The sequence below is a fragment of the Micromonospora sp. LOL_023 genome (assembly GCF_048060115.1).
Lineage (GTDB): Bacteria > Actinomycetota > Actinomycetes > Mycobacteriales > Micromonosporaceae > Micromonospora_E.
The window spans coordinates 13176-29093 of record NZ_JBHMIM010000054.1; the positions used below are offsets into that span (position 1 = coordinate 13176).

At 63.4% G+C, this 15918-nt stretch carries 13 protein-coding genes; 8 read left to right on the forward strand and 5 right to left on the reverse strand.

Features of this window, described 5'->3' with window-relative positions:
• Positions 1 to 76: 76 nt before the first annotated feature.
• From ACFHVL_RS24645 to ACFHVL_RS24660, 4 genes are all read left to right on the forward strand, one after another.
• Positions 77 to 1027, forward strand: coding sequence for a hypothetical protein (locus ACFHVL_RS24645; protein WP_416630808.1), 951 nt, complete (start codon positions 77 to 79; stop codon positions 1025 to 1027).
• Positions 1028 to 2570: 1543 nt separating this feature from the next.
• The gene (locus ACFHVL_RS24650) at positions 2571 to 4412 is read left to right on the forward strand and encodes an RICIN domain-containing protein (protein ID WP_416630809.1); all 1842 of its coding nucleotides are present in this window, start codon (positions 2571 to 2573) and stop codon (positions 4410 to 4412) included.
• 147 nt (positions 4413 to 4559) lie between these two features.
• Entirely contained in the window at positions 4560 to 5726 is a 1167-nt protein-coding gene (locus ACFHVL_RS24655; protein WP_416630810.1) for a hypothetical protein, read from the forward strand.
• A gap of 177 nt (positions 5727 to 5903) precedes the next feature.
• Entirely contained in the window at positions 5904 to 6332 is a 429-nt protein-coding gene (locus tag ACFHVL_RS24660) for a hypothetical protein (RefSeq protein ID WP_416630811.1), read from the forward strand.
• Between the two features lie 41 nt (positions 6333 to 6373).
• Here the strand turns inward: ACFHVL_RS24660 and ACFHVL_RS24665 are convergent, their stop codons facing one another.
• Both ACFHVL_RS24665 and ACFHVL_RS24670 read right to left on the reverse strand, forming a co-directional pair.
• On the reverse strand, positions 6374 to 6904 hold the full coding sequence (locus ACFHVL_RS24665; protein ID WP_416630812.1) for a hypothetical protein: 531 nt from the start codon (positions 6902 to 6904) through the stop codon (positions 6374 to 6376).
• A gap of 81 nt (positions 6905 to 6985) precedes the next feature.
• Positions 6986 to 7141 carry a hypothetical protein gene (locus tag ACFHVL_RS24670; RefSeq protein WP_416630813.1) on the reverse strand — a complete coding sequence of 52 codons (156 nt, stop codon included), beginning with the start codon at positions 7139 to 7141 and terminating at the stop codon, positions 6986 to 6988.
• Positions 7142 to 7218: 77 nt separating this feature from the next.
• Between ACFHVL_RS24670 and ACFHVL_RS24675 the strand changes: the two genes are divergently transcribed.
• The gene (locus ACFHVL_RS24675; RefSeq protein ID WP_416630814.1) at positions 7219 to 7746 is read left to right on the forward strand and encodes a hypothetical protein; all 528 of its coding nucleotides are present in this window, start codon (positions 7219 to 7221) and stop codon (positions 7744 to 7746) included.
• A gap of 228 nt (positions 7747 to 7974) precedes the next feature.
• On the opposite strand, the gene ACFHVL_RS24680 is transcribed toward ACFHVL_RS24675, so the two are convergent.
• Positions 7975 to 9024 carry a DUF6545 domain-containing protein gene (locus ACFHVL_RS24680; RefSeq protein ID WP_416630815.1) on the reverse strand — a complete coding sequence of 350 codons (1050 nt, stop codon included), beginning with the start codon at positions 9022 to 9024 and terminating at the stop codon, positions 7975 to 7977.
• A gap of 458 nt (positions 9025 to 9482) precedes the next feature.
• On the opposite strand from ACFHVL_RS24680, the gene ACFHVL_RS24685 reads away from it, so the two are divergent.
• Positions 9483 to 11966, forward strand: a complete 2484-nt coding sequence (locus tag ACFHVL_RS24685) for an EAL domain-containing protein (RefSeq protein WP_416630816.1) — start codon at positions 9483 to 9485, stop codon at positions 11964 to 11966.
• A gap of 343 nt (positions 11967 to 12309) precedes the next feature.
• Here ACFHVL_RS24685 and ACFHVL_RS24690 read toward each other — a convergent pair whose 3' ends face one another.
• Positions 12310 to 13140 (reverse strand): SAM-dependent methyltransferase, encoded by an 831-nt coding sequence (locus tag ACFHVL_RS24690; RefSeq protein ID WP_416630817.1) that lies wholly within the window; start codon positions 13138 to 13140, stop codon positions 12310 to 12312.
• A gap of 53 nt (positions 13141 to 13193) precedes the next feature.
• On the reverse strand, positions 13194 to 13646 hold the full coding sequence (locus tag ACFHVL_RS24695) for a helix-turn-helix domain-containing protein (protein WP_416630818.1): 453 nt from the start codon (positions 13644 to 13646) through the stop codon (positions 13194 to 13196).
• Positions 13647 to 14007: 361 nt separating this feature from the next.
• Between ACFHVL_RS24695 and ACFHVL_RS24700 the strand changes: the two genes are divergently transcribed.
• Together ACFHVL_RS24700 and ACFHVL_RS24705 are read left to right on the forward strand one after the other, a co-directional pair.
• Positions 14008 to 14202 carry a hypothetical protein gene (locus tag ACFHVL_RS24700; RefSeq protein WP_148083807.1) on the forward strand — a complete coding sequence of 65 codons (195 nt, stop codon included), beginning with the start codon at positions 14008 to 14010 and terminating at the stop codon, positions 14200 to 14202.
• 582 nt (positions 14203 to 14784) lie between these two features.
• Positions 14785 to 15486 (forward strand): DUF981 family protein, encoded by a 702-nt coding sequence (locus ACFHVL_RS24705; protein ID WP_416630820.1) that lies wholly within the window; start codon positions 14785 to 14787, stop codon positions 15484 to 15486.
• Positions 15487 to 15918: the final 432 nt, after the last annotated feature.

Consider the following 15918-nt stretch of genomic DNA (forward strand, 5'->3'; position numbering starts at 1 on the left):
CGCGGGGTCTGCGCAGGCTGCAGGGGTTGTTGTCGGGACGGCTGACCGTCGTTGACCGGGCGGGAGGTGGGTTGGCGTGAGCATCGGTGATGTGGTGCGGCAGGCGGTGGACGCGGTGGACGCGCGATGGCCGGTCGGCGATGTGGAGGACGAGGCGGCCGCGTTGTTGGACCGGTACCGCCAGCGTGCCGCCGACCCGAGGGAGCGGTTGTTCATGGAGTTGCAGGCGGCGGACGCCGAACTGGGTGTGGCCGCGTACCTGTTAGGAGTTCATCTGCAGGTTCATGATCATCCGGATGCGTTGCGGTGGTTGCGGTTGGCGGCGGAGCGGGATGTGGCGGACGCTGCGGCACGGCTGGCCTTGTTGTATGAGCTGCGGTCGGTGGTGGAGGCGAACTGTGGCCGCGGCGAGGGCGGGGCGGATCTGGACGCCGCGCGGCGGTGGGCCGCCGTGGCTGCGTCGGCGGGGTATCCGGGCCAGGGCGATCGGCTGGATGATCCGGCGGCGCCGGTGTGCTGTGCGCGCGTCGAGTCGGCCGCGGCGGTCCGGGAGGCTGAGCAGATCCGTGTTGAGGCCGCGCGGGAGCGGGACCGGATGGCGCGTCAGGCGCGGGCGGATGTCCAGTTGGTGGTGGACGCCGCTCGGGCTGAGGTCGGTGAGCTGGCGCGACGGTACGCCGAACTTGAGGTGCGGTTGCTGCAGCTGAGACAGGTGGTCTACGACCTGGCGGCGATCACGCCGGCGCGGCCGCGTGGTCTCGCGTGGAGCCGAAGGCATCGGGCGGCGCGGCGGGTGGCCGCTGCACGTTCGAGTGACGATTTTTGGGAGTCGCTGCTGGATGAGGTCCGGGAGCGCGCCGTGACGGCGGGCTGTGAGCACCTGCTGCGTCCGTTGGTGGCTCGGATCATGATGATGGTCGACGAACCGTCGACATCGGCGGGGTCGCGCTCCGGTCCGGAACGCCAGCGAGGGTCGGCGAGGGGCAACCGGAGGAAACGGGTGGTGTTGCGTCCGCGGACAGGTTGAGGATCTCCCGCGCCGACGCCCATTTGTGAATGCTGATCGTATTTGAATCGCCAGCCAAAGTGTTCCGATCCTATCGGCGTGTCTCGACCAAATATCTTGCTATGCGAATCTTCCTCGTCTTGCCTAATGCAACTTGCAGCCAGCAAGGGAAGTCGCAGGTCAGCGACGATCACTGTTGGCCTGGCCTGGATGCGGTGTGTTTCTCGATGGTGAGGCGGGGTCAGGGTGGCCCGAAATGGCCTCGGAAATCACAGAAGGCGATGGTCCTTCGTGGTTTGATCCTGGCGGCCGAACATGTGGCCGTGTAGTGCGGGACGGCATCCGTTGCAGCGGATGCCGTCCCTGTGCCTTCCCCCGGTTGTGTAGAGAGGAAAGGGAACCGTGAAGTTAGCAAGTAGGTGGCCAAGATCCAAGGCGCGCGGCAAGGCCCGCCGTGGGCGGGGTGTCAACCTGGGTGACGTGGCTGCGGTCCTTGGCGGCGTGGCAGCGGTGATCTCCGCGATCGCCACAGCCCTGGCCGTGTTCCGCCAGTAGCCCAGTGGAGCGTCCGGGTGTGGAGCCGGTGCTCGGCCGACTCCACACCCCGGACGCCGAGGTCGCCCACGTACGGTTTTGATCACGCGGTGGCCGAGGCACGCCGCCTCGGTAATGGCTGAGCTGAACCCGCGACGAAAGAGGTCGATGGCTCCTGGCGGGGCTGCCCACGGGTGGCTGAACTCGGTCGAGGGTGTCGCTCGCCGTCACCGGCCAGTGTTTGGCGCCCTCATGGTGCCGGCAAAGGTCGTCCGCCTCCCGGACGCGGTCGATCCCTTCGGCGACCGCGACCAGCGTTCGCACGGCAAGCGGATGGCAACTCGCCCGCAGCGTCGCGGCACGGCGGTCTGGCTGTGGTGACGGCCAGGGCGACGGTGTGGGTGCAGCGAGCAGGTAGGGCCCTACCGCCCCGAGGAGCACGGCGGGCCAGCTGGCGGCGCCGAGGGCGGCGAGGGGACGTCTCCCATTCCCGTGGTGCCTGCGGCGACGGCGAGGATGCGGGTTCGAGGCGGAGTACGCCACCGGCGGTGAGCGCGGTGATCAAGCAGCTCGGGTCGGGGAGGCAGCCACGCGCCCGTGTCGCGGTCGCCGGCTACCGCCGCCGCGCCAGCTCCCGACCCTGACCTAGCTAGACATCGCAACTCCCTCGATCAACTCAGGGGTTGCGACGACCCCTTTGAACCCGAGCAGCCAGCTGCGTCCACATTGCACCACATTACCCGCATCCCACCAGGTCAGACCACAATTGGCGGCTGCCTTGCTGCCGCTCTCTTCGCGTGGTGGGGGTAGATCCATTCCTCGGCAAGTAGCAGGAAATCGATGCATCTGAAATTTTGCCCGTGAAGCCTTGATCCTCTCCGTAGTCGACCGATAGCTTTAGGTGCATCGGCTGAGGCGTCCACGGGGGATGCCACACGGGACGCCGTCGATTGGCGACTACCACTGTCGCTAATCTTGCTGCCGTTCCTGCCCCCTCGGCGTCATCAGACAACCACCGAGGAGGCGGCGTATGACAGATTGCAAACAGTTCTATGGGAGTGCCCGCAAACGGGTTGCGGCCAGTCTGGTACTGATCGTAATGGCTAGCGTTATCTCGGTCCTAACAGGCCAGGCGCGCGCACTTGCGGCAGGTACCGATGCGATTGCCATCGGCATCTATGACTACGATGAGTCAGACAGGCGGGTTCTTGAGGTCACCGGCACCGCTAACGGCGCGAGCGTCGCGGCCGTGACCTACCGGGTGGGTGCCAGCGGTGCCGGTGTTGACAACCAGCGTTGGATTGTGGAGTTGGAGGTGATTGTCGATGTAGACATAACTCCTGTCTACACAATTCGCAACGTTCAGACGGGAAAATGCCTAACGAAGGCTAGTGCGAATACCAACAATGCTGCTGTCACTATCCAACCATGTGCTGGAACTATAAATCAGATGTGGACGACACCGTGGGGTGGGGCATGGCAGGGAGTGGAACTTCTGAGCATGGCCGACTACCGGTGTCTTGACCTAGGTGGCGGGTCATCAGCAAACGGGGCACTGGTGCGGGTGAGCAACTGCAACGGTAGCTGGTACCAGCGATGGAAGCAGCGGTATGGAGCCTTCAACTGCGATCGATACAGCAGCCAACGTTTTCTCACGGGCCTCTGCGTCAACACAGGCAGCCAGCCTATGTTCGGCCTCTTCGGAACTTTTCGTAACCAGCAAATTTCGTTTGAGCCCGAGGCCTCCACGCTGCCGAACACCCTTGTGAACTTCATCGAACTACGCAGCCTCAACAATCAACTGTCGGACAGCGCGGTCGACGGCGTCGAGTTCGGTCTGCACGCCTCCTTCAATCCGAACGATGGCCTGCAGGAGTACTTCCCATACTGGGTGGAATGGGGCGAGCAGACAGAGGAGTATCACGGAATCAGCGGCATGCCCAACGGGAGTATCGCCGACGGTCGGCTGCACCATTACCTACTCCTCGCCAACGGTGACCGCACTCAGTGGGATGTGTTCTACGACTATAACCTCGTCGGAACTACGCGGCTCCAGGAAGGAGCACGATTCCAGAACTCGTACGCAATCACATCCGTGATCTACCCAAACGTAGTCTCTACCTCAGAGCCTTTCGAGAACCGAGTGCAGGTCTCGGACGGAAACGGTGTTTGGCGACGTCCTTACCTTGGAGAGGCAAGCCGATCCGAGCCAAAATCCTGCCACGCGCTGCCAACGGATGAGGACCTTCTATGGGACGAGTTCAACCTCCCGCCATGGTGTCTGACCACGGCGCTTGGCACGGTGACCGGCTCCAGCGGGATGGAGGTTCAGTACCTCCGAGTGGGCAAGCCGAATGCCCTGCTTATGGGACCCGTGGCCTCCGCAGCCCCGCAGGGCAGCACCAACGGAGCTGTCAACGGTGTCGACCAACGTAAGCTACGAGCCTGCCTAGAAGCTGAAACCGAACCCTGCCTCGACACCGTGCCAGGACTGCGGGAGTGCGTTGCGGCCCGCAAGATCTGCTACGCCGCCTCCCTCACCCCTACGTCTGCCCGACAAACCGCGCTCATGACTCCTAGGCAGGCACGTGACGCGGCTGGACGGCTACTCGCCACCAAGTCCGCCCTTCCCGCGATGGCAGACAGCAAGGCGAAGGCGACGACCGCCGGGGAGCTCAACATGCAGTTGCGGGAGAGGATGGAGTCCGCGGTCACCGGCAGCACCCCCGTCAACGTCGTCACGGGCCGTGCAACGACCCCTGGCCTGAGTAGCCAGGATTACGACTACGATGGCTACACGCTGATTTTTAACGCCGCGACCACTGGACTCATCTATGCGTGCCTGGGTCGGCAGTGTCCCGCTAGTGATTGACTGCGTCCTCGATGACATCTCCCCGAGCTTCAGCGTGTCGCTAGGAGTGGTTGCCTCCACCGGCCGCCGGATCAGGAGTATCCGAGCTCAGCACTTAGACGGTGCAGGACTATGCACCATTAAACGCACTACTCAGGTTAGGATCCCATGAAGCATAAGAATTGGGCTGCGCTTGCTGTCGCCTTATCTTTGATCGGTGCTATCACCCTACCCGCCGCTGCTGCCGCGCAGCCGCCGGCCGCGCTGAACTTCTTTGCAGACTCGGACCTATCCGAGGCCTGCAGGCAACAGGGCGAACTCCCAAGCCGACAGCAGGGTTGGACACGCAACCGCTTCGAACAATGCCATCGGAATGATGACGATATTAATCTATACACCGCCACTGGGGCCAAAAAAGGCGAACTCAAGTCCGTGTTCGAGATGCTGACTTTCGCGAACTACGCGGACAGGCGCATCGATGTCATCCTCAGTCTGGAAGGAGTTGAGTTCGACAGTGCGCTCTTTCGCAACGATTGGGGTTTTATCACAGTCAGCGTCGATGGTTGCACAGGTCTTTCGAATGTGACCTGCGTCGGCGAGACCTACCGGACCGACGATGTCGACGCATGGGCCGCCCGCCCTCTCCTTAACCCCATTATTATTACCTCGCCGCCGAACTCTGGTGCCACCCCCTACTACACCGTGAACATGACGATAAGCGTCAAGGTGACGGTAGAATACCGCGACGGAAGAACGGTACCGTGGCAGGGAGTGATGGCGATCAGCAACCTACGTTTCGATTCCGCAGGACAACCAATTGGTAGTGCCCCACAACATGGCTCCGTCATTCTAGACCACATCCCTACCCAGGAACTGGACGGCCGACCTGGCAGTGATCATCGGCAGGAAGCCGTCCACGTCGACGATGCGCTCCGCAATCCCGCCCGTACCTTTCCAAGCTTCATCGGCAAAGCACCGCCGGGCGCGGTAGGCGGCAGTCCCCTGCGCCGGCTGATGGGTCCCCGATCAGACGTGAACCGCGCCGAGTCCCACAAGGTCTGCATTGACGTTTGGGGTGCGAACTACAGCGCAGGCGGCCTTCAGTGCGACGAGTATCCCTACGCTAGTACCTATGAGGGGGCGGCGACCGCCACGGCCGGCATCTCATGTGGAGATGGCCGAGATCCTGACGGCAAGAACTGGCGTATCTGGCATGGTTCGGCTCGGCCTATTGACGGGACGGAGAACCAGAGAGGTGGTACCCTCTTGTCAGCCTTCTACCGCCTGAACAGGATGCTGGATTGTGACGAGTTCTATGTACAAGTGATTCGCTAGGATCCGAATGGCATGGGGCCCCGGAAGCGGATCCGGGGCCCCATGGCAGTCGCCAACCCTTCACTGTCTATAACCATATCGAACATGATCCCGGAATTTCCCCAGATGCCTGAGATTACCAGATCGTTCTTATTCCGACCCGAGTACGGATACTTTATAGTTAGAGATTGTACGCTCGTGGATCGGCCAGGATTTGAAAATGCGCTTCGCATAGCCAACTCACAGGTGGCTGCCACAAATGGTGAAGAGGTCATGGTGTCATGTGCGCAAGACATCCTCAAGGTGCGCGTACTGGTAACCGTCACGTCCCATGTCTCCGGACATCCACGATCATCGAATATTTCGTCGGTCGGCCTACGCTTTGTTCTTCCGTTTCCATCCGCACGACTGCATGTCGGAGATGCCTTCGGAAACGCACTACTTATCGACCTTCCCGCAGTCGGCAGTTACAGCGTCGATATCCATCATCGAGGGCGCGAGGAGGCCGAATTGAAACTGAGGGAGCTTAACGAACGGCTCGTCGCGATGTCGGCAGTCGACGATATGGCTCATTTGGAGCAGTTGGCTGGGATCGAACAATACGAGATCAGATTGGCAATGCGGTGACAAAATGGACTCATGATAGGCGTGCCGGCTGCACTCTGCATCTATGCTAAATTCTTACCGCGCCGCGCGCCGCCAAGTAGCAGCAAGGCGATGGCTAGCCAGCAGAGGAGCAGTGCTATGCTGACAAAGCTCGGCTTCGGCAGGGGCAAATTCGCAATACGGTCAACTGCGACACTGACGTCCTGCGCTCTCGCAGCCGAGTCCTCTGGTCTCAGTTGTTGCATGCCCGAAATTTTTTCCTTAGCCCCTAACGACCAGCACAAAGCGACGAATAGAGCAGCACTTCCGGCGGTGAACCAGTGAAGCTTCACCATCCAATCCGACGGCTGCCACACCTGCCTGGCCAACCACCACAGAGCGCCAACAGTGACTGTAACAGCTAGGATGGTTAATGAGAACAGGAACCATGCGCGCGTCACCGTGTCGTTGACGCCGGAAAACATTTCTTCAAGGTTCTGCCCTTCGCGCAAGCTGCTTGCGCGGTGACTGATCAGAACCCATCGCAACAAGACCGTGAGAATCACCACAAGGCAACAGCAGTAACCCAACACCTTAGCCCGCGTTGCTGACACTGCTCGCCCTCCTGTACATCCAAGCCGGCAGAACCGCACCGTACCATTGGGCTGAACCCCTAGTACGGCAGCCGCCATTCGCTAGTTGACCAGGGCGTAGTCGCGGTTGAGGCGGGTGCGTTGATGGAACCAGCGGGCGCGGGTCTGGTGTCGGCGTCGCCAGGTGAGCCAGTCGACGGCGTGGTCGGTGTGGGTGCCGAAAACCTCATCCATGCTGGCCACAGCCGTCTTGATCACCGAGACAAGGAGGCTGGTGCCGACTCTCGGCTGGATCGCGACGGTGCTCTCCGTCGAGCACTGCGCGACGATGGGGTGTGCTGTTTCGACTGGCCTACCTCGGCGTGACCAACGCCCTCGCTCTGCTGCGGCTGCTGCCGATGAGCGACCGCGACAAGGACGCCGAAATCCTCGCGCTCCGACACCAGATCCTGGTCCTCGAACGACATCTGCACGGCGAACGGGTCCAGTTCACGCGAGCGGATCGGGCCTGGCTGGCCGCCCTGCTGCACCCGCTACCACGAACCGTACTGAACCGTCTGCGGCTGCTGGTACGCCCGGAGACGGTGCTGCGCTGGCACCGGGACCTGATCGCCCACCGGCATGCCCGGATCTCACGGCCCCGTCGGGTCGGGCGGCCACGAACGATCCGGTCGATCCGCACGTTGGTGCTACGCCTGGCCAGCGAGAACAGCACCTGGGGATACCGCCGCATCCACGGCGAACTGCTCATCCTGGGCGTCAAGGTCGCCGCGTCCACCGTCTGGGACCGACTCACCCACCTGACCATCCACCGGCGCGACCGCCTCGGCGGCATCCTCCACGAGTACGAACGTGCCGCCTGAACTGCCCGGATGACATTTTCGGCAGGTACAACGTCGGCAGCGCCGTCGGCGGCGGAGGCGGTTCTCTATATGCAGCGATCCTGCAAGCAGGTTGATTCGTTGATATTAATCTCTGTCTGGCGGCGTTCGCGGCGGGTGCGGTCGCGGTAGTCGAGGATGTCGCGGAGCATGACGCGCCGGTGCCGGCCGCGCATCGTGTGGGGCATCTCGCCCCAGGGAGGTGCTGGGTCACCTGAGTAGGTCGATGCTTTCCTCTGTCTGTGGCCTGGGAGTTGGGTTGATGGTCAACACGTAGGGGGAGCTGGTGAGTGCTTGCGCTGTGCGCGCGAGGTGGGCTGCGATCGTGTCCAGGTCGGTTGTGGTGGTGGGCACGAGGGTGCCGGGTGGGGTGTGATGGGGTGGTGCGCCGATGGCGCGGGAGTCGAGGGCCGCGCGTACAGCAGTGGCTGCGGCGATCGCGTCGATTTCGGCTTCGGAGAGGCACGCGCGTCTCGCGCGGTGTCGAGCTTGATTGAGGATCGCCGGGTCGATGTAGGCGCTCAACCGGCGGAGTCCGTCGAGAATCTCGATGGTTCTTCTGTGGTAGGCATGCGGAAGACGCGTCAGGGGGATGGGGTCGTCGAGTGGAAAGCCTTCGTGCCATACGGGTGCGCTCAACCCGGTTGGCAGCGTGGTGGGTGTGCTGTGGTGGAGCGCGAGCCAGAGTGGACGCATCTGCCAGTGGTACTGGCAGCGGGTCCACCATCGGGCCAGACGGGCGCGGAGGCCGCTGCCAAGGTCTCCGGTCGGGTGGGCGGACGTGGGCGGTGGTTCCTTGAATGGGGACGGTGTTTCGGAGCGTGATCGTGCCCGGGTGAGACGGGCAGAGAGGATGTCGGCGGCTTGTTCGGCCTCGTGTTCTTCGGTCAGGTCGCCGGCGTGGTTGTCGGCGAGCCGTACCCCTCGGTGACCGAGGATGATGTGGGCAAGTTCGTGAAGGATTGTCTGGTTTCGTGCTAGCGGAGACAACGCTATATCGACAAAGATGAGGTCGGTGGTTGTCGAGTCCATCCATACGCCTGGTGCTTCATGCGCGGGGATGGTCAGGGGCACGATGGTGATGGGTCGCGCCCGGGCGGATCCGATGGCGTGGCACCACGCGTCAACGGTGTACGGCGGAGGCGGCGGAGGCAGGTGCAGCCGGCGTAGGCGTCGTTCAAGGCGACGCCGCTGGTGCCAACCGCCGCTCGGAACTGGCTGCGTGTGCACCTGGTCTCCGGATTTCCGAGTTGGTGCCACCTGGATGATGCTGGTGGTACGTTCAGCCGCTGACCGGCGGGTGCGCCGCAGCTGCCGTGGGCGAGGTCATCCGATCATCATGCCGTTCATCGACGCCGGTCGGCTACTGGTTCCAGGGTTGTTGCCGGAGCAGGCAGCGGGAGGCCATCCTGCCGGCCATGCTTCTCACCTGCTGTCCGGGCTGGTCATCGTGATGTCCGAACCAGATGTGCGCAGGCCGGTCCAGGTCGAGATGTACCCAGAGCCGAGATTGCCTGATTGCACTAATTGCTAACTATGTCTGATGTGGGGTTGGATTCGACGGCCGTATTGCCTAGCTTCGGGCTGAGAGCGCGTGAGAGGAGGTGAGCATGAACGGTAAGGGCTACGACTGGAACTGACCGCCGTCGTTGGCTGTTAACCTGGGCTGCCGGAACCGGGCGGAGCTCCCGACAGGTGCGACGGGATTGGCAGCAGGCATGGGACGACAGGACCGCCGGCTATGGGCACTGACGCTTGCCGTATGCGTACTCGCCGGCTCCTCGGTAGCGCTTGCGGTCACCCGGCTTGCGCTGCCGAACGCTAACCTGTGGATGTACCCCGTCACGGCAGCCACGCTGATCGCGGTCGGTAACGCATGCTCGGTGGAGGTGCCGGTCCGGTCGGGGGTGCGGTTGACCCTCGCTCCGACAGCGATCTTCGTCAGCGCTGTCGTGCTGCCGGCACCGTGGCTCGTCCTGGCCACCGTGGTGGGTGTCAGTATCGCGAAGATAATCACCCGGTATCCGACGAGCGCGGCGGTACACAAGGCTATCCACAACACGGCGAAGGACACGGTCGCGGCTACGGCGGTGGGTGCTGCTGTCGGGGTTGCAGGAGTTCATCCTGATTTGGGAAGCGAGGTTCTGCCTGCGACAGTGCCGTCCTATCTGGTGGCATTGGCGTTGTCCGTTCTGGCGTTGGTGCTGGTGGAAGAGACAGTGACCACGACGACGGTGTCCGTCGCCACCGGCAGAGCGTGGCGTGCCGTCGCTGGTACGGCAGTGGATTTGAGGCTCGCGGTCGTGCTGGCCGAGTTCGTGGTGGCGGCGGTCTCGATCGCCTTGGTCAAGGTGGATCTGCGGCTCATGATCGCAATGCCGCTGGCGATGCTGCTGGTCTACGCGGTTTACAACCATCGCATGTGGTTGCGAGCGGAGCGGGAAATCTGGCAGCGGCTTGCGGGTGTCACGGATACGCTCAACACTGCGGATCCGACGGGTGTGTTGCACACGGCGGTTCGCGGAGCCGTCGGGTTGTTCGGGGCTCGGCAGGCTGAGGTGGAGGTCACCCTGCCCGCCGCGGGCCGACGTCTCGTCCGAGCGTGTCCGACTTGCGTGTGCTTCGATGGCCCGCCTGACGGTGTGCCTCCGCTGGAACGCGCCGATGTCGTGCAGCCCCTGACGACGGGCAACGCAGACTCAGGGGCCGTCCGCATCGTTCTACATGGTCCACGTGACGTGCTATCCGGACGGGAAAAGGCCGCTTTGCGCGCCTTCGGTGCCGCGTTGTCGACCTCGCTGGACAACGCGGTGACCTATTCCCGCCTCGCCGCTGACGCCAGGACGCACGCCCACCTCGCTACCCATGACGGACTGACGGGTCTAACCAACCGGCACGCCTTCACCGCTACCGCTGGCCCGCGCTGCGCCGACGATCCAGCCGGCGTCGCTGTGTTGCGTGTACGCCTGGTGGGATTCGCTGGCATCGCCGCCACTCTCGGTCATACCGGAGGTGATCATCTGCTGGTCGAGGTGGCGACGAGGTTGAAACGCGCGGTCGCCGCAGCGGGGTACCTCGCCTGCCGGCTCGGCGTGGACGAATTCGCGGTCCTGCTGACCGGGAAGACCAGCGTCGCGATGGAAAGTGAATCATTACGGATTGCCGGGGCGCTTCGTCGACCGGCGGACGTAGGCGGGGTCTTGGTCGGTGTGCAGATCGGCGTCGGGCTGGCCGCGGGTAGTGCAGGGGTGGGCGTCGAGGAGCTTCTCCGCCGCGCAGACGCCGCGCTTCGCCGGGGCGGAGCGAACGGGCCGGCGAGGCTAGCGGTGTACGACCCGCAGAAGGATCACCACGATCGGGAAGCTCAGCTGGCAGAACTCGTACACGACCTGCCTGCTAATCTGCACGCTGGCGGCATCCATGTCGAGTTCCAGCCGGTCCTTGACCTGACAACGGGCGTCCCTGTCGCCATCGAGGCCGTGGCGACGTGGCGGCATGCGCGCCACGGGGCTCTTGAGGCGCAGCGGTGGCGCGGGGTCGCCGAGTCTGTGGTGCCACCCGTATCGATCACCCAGGTTGTGCTGGACGAGGCACTGGCCGGGGCGACTGCGTGGCGCGATGCCGGCTTCGACTTGCCCGTCGCGGTGACCGTGTCCGCGCCCTGCCTGCTCGATGCGCGATTCACCGGCCTGCTCTTCGGCAGCCTCCTGCGCCACGACGTGGCACCGGATCGCCTGATCCTCCAGATACCCGAAACGGACCTGCTTGGCCCGGGCGCCCTCGTCGAGACGCTGACCGAGGTCGACAAGGCCGGTGTCCTGCTGGCGTTGGAGCGCTTCGGAGCGGGTCCCGCATCGCTGGCGACCCTGGCCACGCTGCCGATCCGCGGCCTCAAGGTCGATGAGACGTTCATCGACAGCATGGCGAGCCGTCAGTCGTCGGTCGTGATCCGAGCCGCAGTGACCCTCGGAGGTGATCTACGAATTCCAGTCTGCGCGCCCGGGGTGCGCAGCCACGAGCAGCGGCAGGCTCTGCGTGATCTAGGCTGCCGAGTTGGCCAGGGCGATCTACTCGGTCCGACGATGGAGCGTGACCAACTACTCAGCGCGTTGGGACGCGGCGTCAACGGCGTACCCGGGCAGCTGGCCGCCGCGTTGGAGGAGGTACGCGTGCTGCCGCTGCGATCCCGGCATGCCAGCTGAGCGCTGCTGCCGTGACCCGGAGACGGCGGCGCGGTGTCGGCGTACATGATCGAGCACAGAGAGAAGGTAGCTGCAAATGTACCGCTCTCAGCTCAGCGCCTTGCCGCCGACGGCTTCGACCTCCGCGACGCACTCAACAGCGACATCCCGCTTGGGCCGTCACCGCACAAAGATTCTCCGTTGGACGAATCGCCGACAAGTCCACCCTGAGCGGCGCCGCTGGGGCCGGAGGCCGATCGGACTCGTCCCGGCCTGCTTGGCCTGCTTGCGCTCCGGCTGCGCAGCGTCATATGGGCTGTCCAGCCCATATACGTCCTTCCCTGACGGGCCGCGCCTCTGTCTGTCAGTCTGGTCTGCGGCCAAGACCCGCATGTGCTCCCGAACCGACCGGGTCGTCGGCGAAATCCTCCGCTGGTCCGGGCCGCCATTCGGGCAGCCAGACGATCCCGGGCTCTTGGACCTCGTAGTTGGCGAAGAACTGCGCTACCTGTTGGCGTGATCGTGGAGTAGGTAGTGGTGCCGATCGGGCGCCGTAGGCAGCAGCGACGCGTTGTGCTTCCTGCGGGGTGTACGACTCTGAAGCGCCGTGGCTGATGGCCAGGTAGCTGCCGGGAGCAAGCTGGTCGCGTAGATGTCCGACAGCCTGGTACGGGTCAGCGTCGTCAGGGATGAAGTGCAGCACCGCGACGAGGAGCAGTGCGGTGGGTTGCGCAAGGTCGATGACTGTCTGCACGTCGGGCCGGTTGATCTGGCCGAGCAGCTGCTCAGGCCGGCGAAGGTCTGCCTCGATCGCGGTCGCATGGGGGTTCTCGGCCAGTATCTGGTTGGCTGTCATCACGGCTACTGGGTCGATATCGACGTAGAGGACGCGTGCGTCGGGTGCGGCATCCTGGGCGATGTCGTGGACGTTGCCGGATGCTGGGATACCCGATCCTATGTCGAGGAACTGTCGGATACCCAGGTGCACAAGGTGCTTGACCATTCGTTGAAGGAAGGCTCGGTTGGCGCGGGCCTGGCGCGGCACGTTCGGTGTGATGCTGACGACGGCTTCGGCTGCCTGGCGATCGGGCGGTAGGTGGTACCTACCCCCGAGGAAGTAGTCGTAGACCCGGGCCGCGCTGGCCCGTCCTGGGTCCACGCCGACAGTCCACGCCTCGTCCGCGTCCGCGTCCACGTCCTCGCCTCCATCGTTGGTTGCCTCGTACGTCCGGGGATCTATTGTCTGGCTCAGGACGGCTCGGGTGTCTCTTCAGCGGGTTGATCACCGTTATGGGCTGCCTTGCCTTCGATCTTGCGGGCGAGGTCGGCCATGGTGGCAAGCGTCTCCAGCGACGGTGTCGACAGTCCTGCCGCTCTGAAGGCCAGCCGTGCGACGCCAGCGTCGTGTAGCAGCGCGACCCGGTCCATGACCTCGTCGACGTCGTCGGCTGTCTGCGGATCGAGGAAGTAGGTGACCGGGACAGCGAAGAAGGTAGCGAGCGCGATCAGGACCTTGATGGTGGGGTTGTCGCTCTTGCCCTTGTGGAGCCGCCAGATGTAGGTGTGGGTCACCCCTACACCTTGCTGTGAGCGGATCGCCTCGGCGACCTGCTCGTAGCTGTAGGGCTTGCCGTCAGGACGGCGGATCTTGTCGAAGAGGTGATCGAGGCGGCTGGCTAGTGATCCGTCAACGCCGGCCATGCCACGTCCCTCCATGCCTCGGTCGGCTGTCACCGCAGCGGCGCCGATCACCGACGTCGCCGCGTGCCAGATGAGTTTATGCTTCTGGTTGGTAGTTATCAACCACGGGTGACAACGGGCTGGTCCGGGTCTGAGCCCCATGGGTTCAGCACGGACTGCTTGCAGTCGCTGCTCACGTCGGGTGGCGCACATGCTGACCACACAAGTGTGCCCAGCGTCAGGCTGGGTGCCACGGGGAGATTCGGTGGGAGGAACCGTGCTGAGCAGTTGGAATCAGCCATCGCGCAGCGATCGGACACGCAGCCCTGGTCGGCTGATCCGGCGAGCCCGGATGCAACGTGGATGGACGCAGGTTCGCCTGGTGAAGGCCATGCAAGACGAGGCTGCGCGTCGGGGCATGGCGCTGGCCAAGAGCGAGTCTCTCCAGGCCAACCTGTCGCGCTGGGAGCGGGACAGGCAGGTACCTGATCAGCTGCACAGACGGGTGCTCGGTGCCGCGCTCGACGTCCGTGTCGAGCACCTGGGGCTGGACGTCGACCCCGACTTCCCCTGGTAGCAGGGCACGGTCCGCAGACCTGATCACCCCATCAACCCTCGTCGGGTGGCATCCGGTCACGTCCAGTCGCGTCGTCTTTCGGGATGTGGCCGCCATCCGGCAGGGTCTATTCGTCAGATCCCGTGTCGAGTGGGGTGGAAAGTGAACGTCGACGAGCGAGCCAATGCGGTGGTACAGCCCCAAGGCCTCGATAGGCAGCCGCAGCCTTATGCGGAAACGCTGCAGATTGTCGCCCGACGACTCCGCCAGTTGCGGCGCCTACTGCGGGTCGCCCGTACCGTACAACCGACGGAGCATGACCGGGCGCTCCGAGAGCTGTATGGGACCACGCGGGCGATATCCATGTCTCTCAACCGCGCGCTCGACGACGGTCGAAGCGGTGATTCCGACGACAGTCCCGAGGTCGCCGTCCAGCCGGAGCTCGCTACGAACGATTGACATGCCGCGCGGTACCGAAGCTCCCTTCTAGACGGCAAGAACGACCAACGTCTCCGGCCAGCAGATCCGGGGCCGACTCGTGTGATTAAGGCACAAATATGTAGGTACAAGGATCAGTGGAGTGATCAACATATGCCGATAATCATGTTCAACAACCTGATGGGCGTCTGTGCTGGGCTGTCGTTGCTGCTCGTTCCGAGATTGTGGGCAGTGATCACCAATGATCGACCCCCACTGCTGCTGTTTACTCCGACGGGTTTCAGCAGGTCTGGGTGGAGTGCGACCTTCGGAATTCTCGGCACCATCCTGACTCTCCTTGGCTTCATCATGACGATCGCACATCCGTTGTCGAGAGCAAAGCCATACATTGATTCGGTTTTCGGAGAACCTTGCCTCCTTTTGGGTATTGTGCTGCTTGCTGCCGCCGTATGGCTCGCATGCACTCCCCAGTCGCAGACGTTTGACGAGCAATACGTGCGAGCCTCCCTGGCCCCGATCGGTTGGATCATTTTCGCTACCGGAATCGTTCTTCTCTGGTGTACGTTGGCGATCGTCCGGTTCGACCTGATCGGCTCCGCGCCGCAGCACGAACCGATTACCGGACTCCTTCACGGTTATCCCGTGGAGAACGTCTTCTTCGCCGTCGTCCTGTACGGTCCATCGGCGGTGGGTTGCCTGCTTTTTCCTGCCGTCATCCGGGGTGGAGGCCGGACTTCATGGCTTGTCCTCTACTGGTGCTGGACGGTCGCGGGAGCTGCCTTTCTGCTCTTCAGTGCGATCAACTACTACACCCACGCCGGGATGCTCGTCAACGAGGTGTCCGACGGGACCGTCCTCCGCTGGTGAGTCACCGGCTGACGCGTTATTGGAAGTCGCCGAGACCAACTCCGTCCCCAAAGAATTGTAAACCACCTTGATCGCCACCAAGATGACTTTGCCCATGGTATCGACAGACCTGATCAGCTCGCTAGCGAGTTGTGCGAATGCCAGTTGGATCCGCACCTTCGGCAGTGGCTAGCTCGGGACCCCCCGAGAATTCTATGCGCAGTGCTTGCGTCTGGCGGCTAGGCCACGACCGCCAGTGTCTGCCACCGCCCGCATAGGCATAAATGAATCAGACGATGATCGGACGGCTTTGCCGTGTTGAAGGGCGTCGGGTAACCGGAGGTTGTGCATTCATTTTCGCCAAATGAGATCGGAGAGACCTTATGATTCGCAGGCGTGAAGGATTCCTTGTTGGCCGGAGTGGCCGGCTTGACCCTGAAGTAGAGCTGGCTC

Bases quoted from the DNA above. Each gene is read 5' to 3' on its own strand.
- ACFHVL_RS24650 (WP_416630809.1), top strand. From the start codon at position 2,571: ATGACAGATTGCAAACAGTTCTATGGGAGTGCCCGCAAACGGGTTGCG.
- ACFHVL_RS24655 (WP_416630810.1), top strand. From the start codon at position 4,560: ATGAAGCATAAGAATTGGGCTGCGCTTGCTGTCGCCTTATCTTTGATC.
- ACFHVL_RS24685 (WP_416630816.1), top strand. From the start codon at position 9,483: ATGGGACGACAGGACCGCCGGCTATGGGCACTGACGCTTGCCGTATGC.
- ACFHVL_RS24695 (WP_416630818.1), bottom strand. From the start codon at position 13,646: ATGGCCGGCGTTGACGGATCACTAGCCAGCCGCCTCGATCACCTCTTC.
- ACFHVL_RS24705 (WP_416630820.1), top strand. From the start codon at position 14,785: ATGTTCAACAACCTGATGGGCGTCTGTGCTGGGCTGTCGTTGCTGCTC.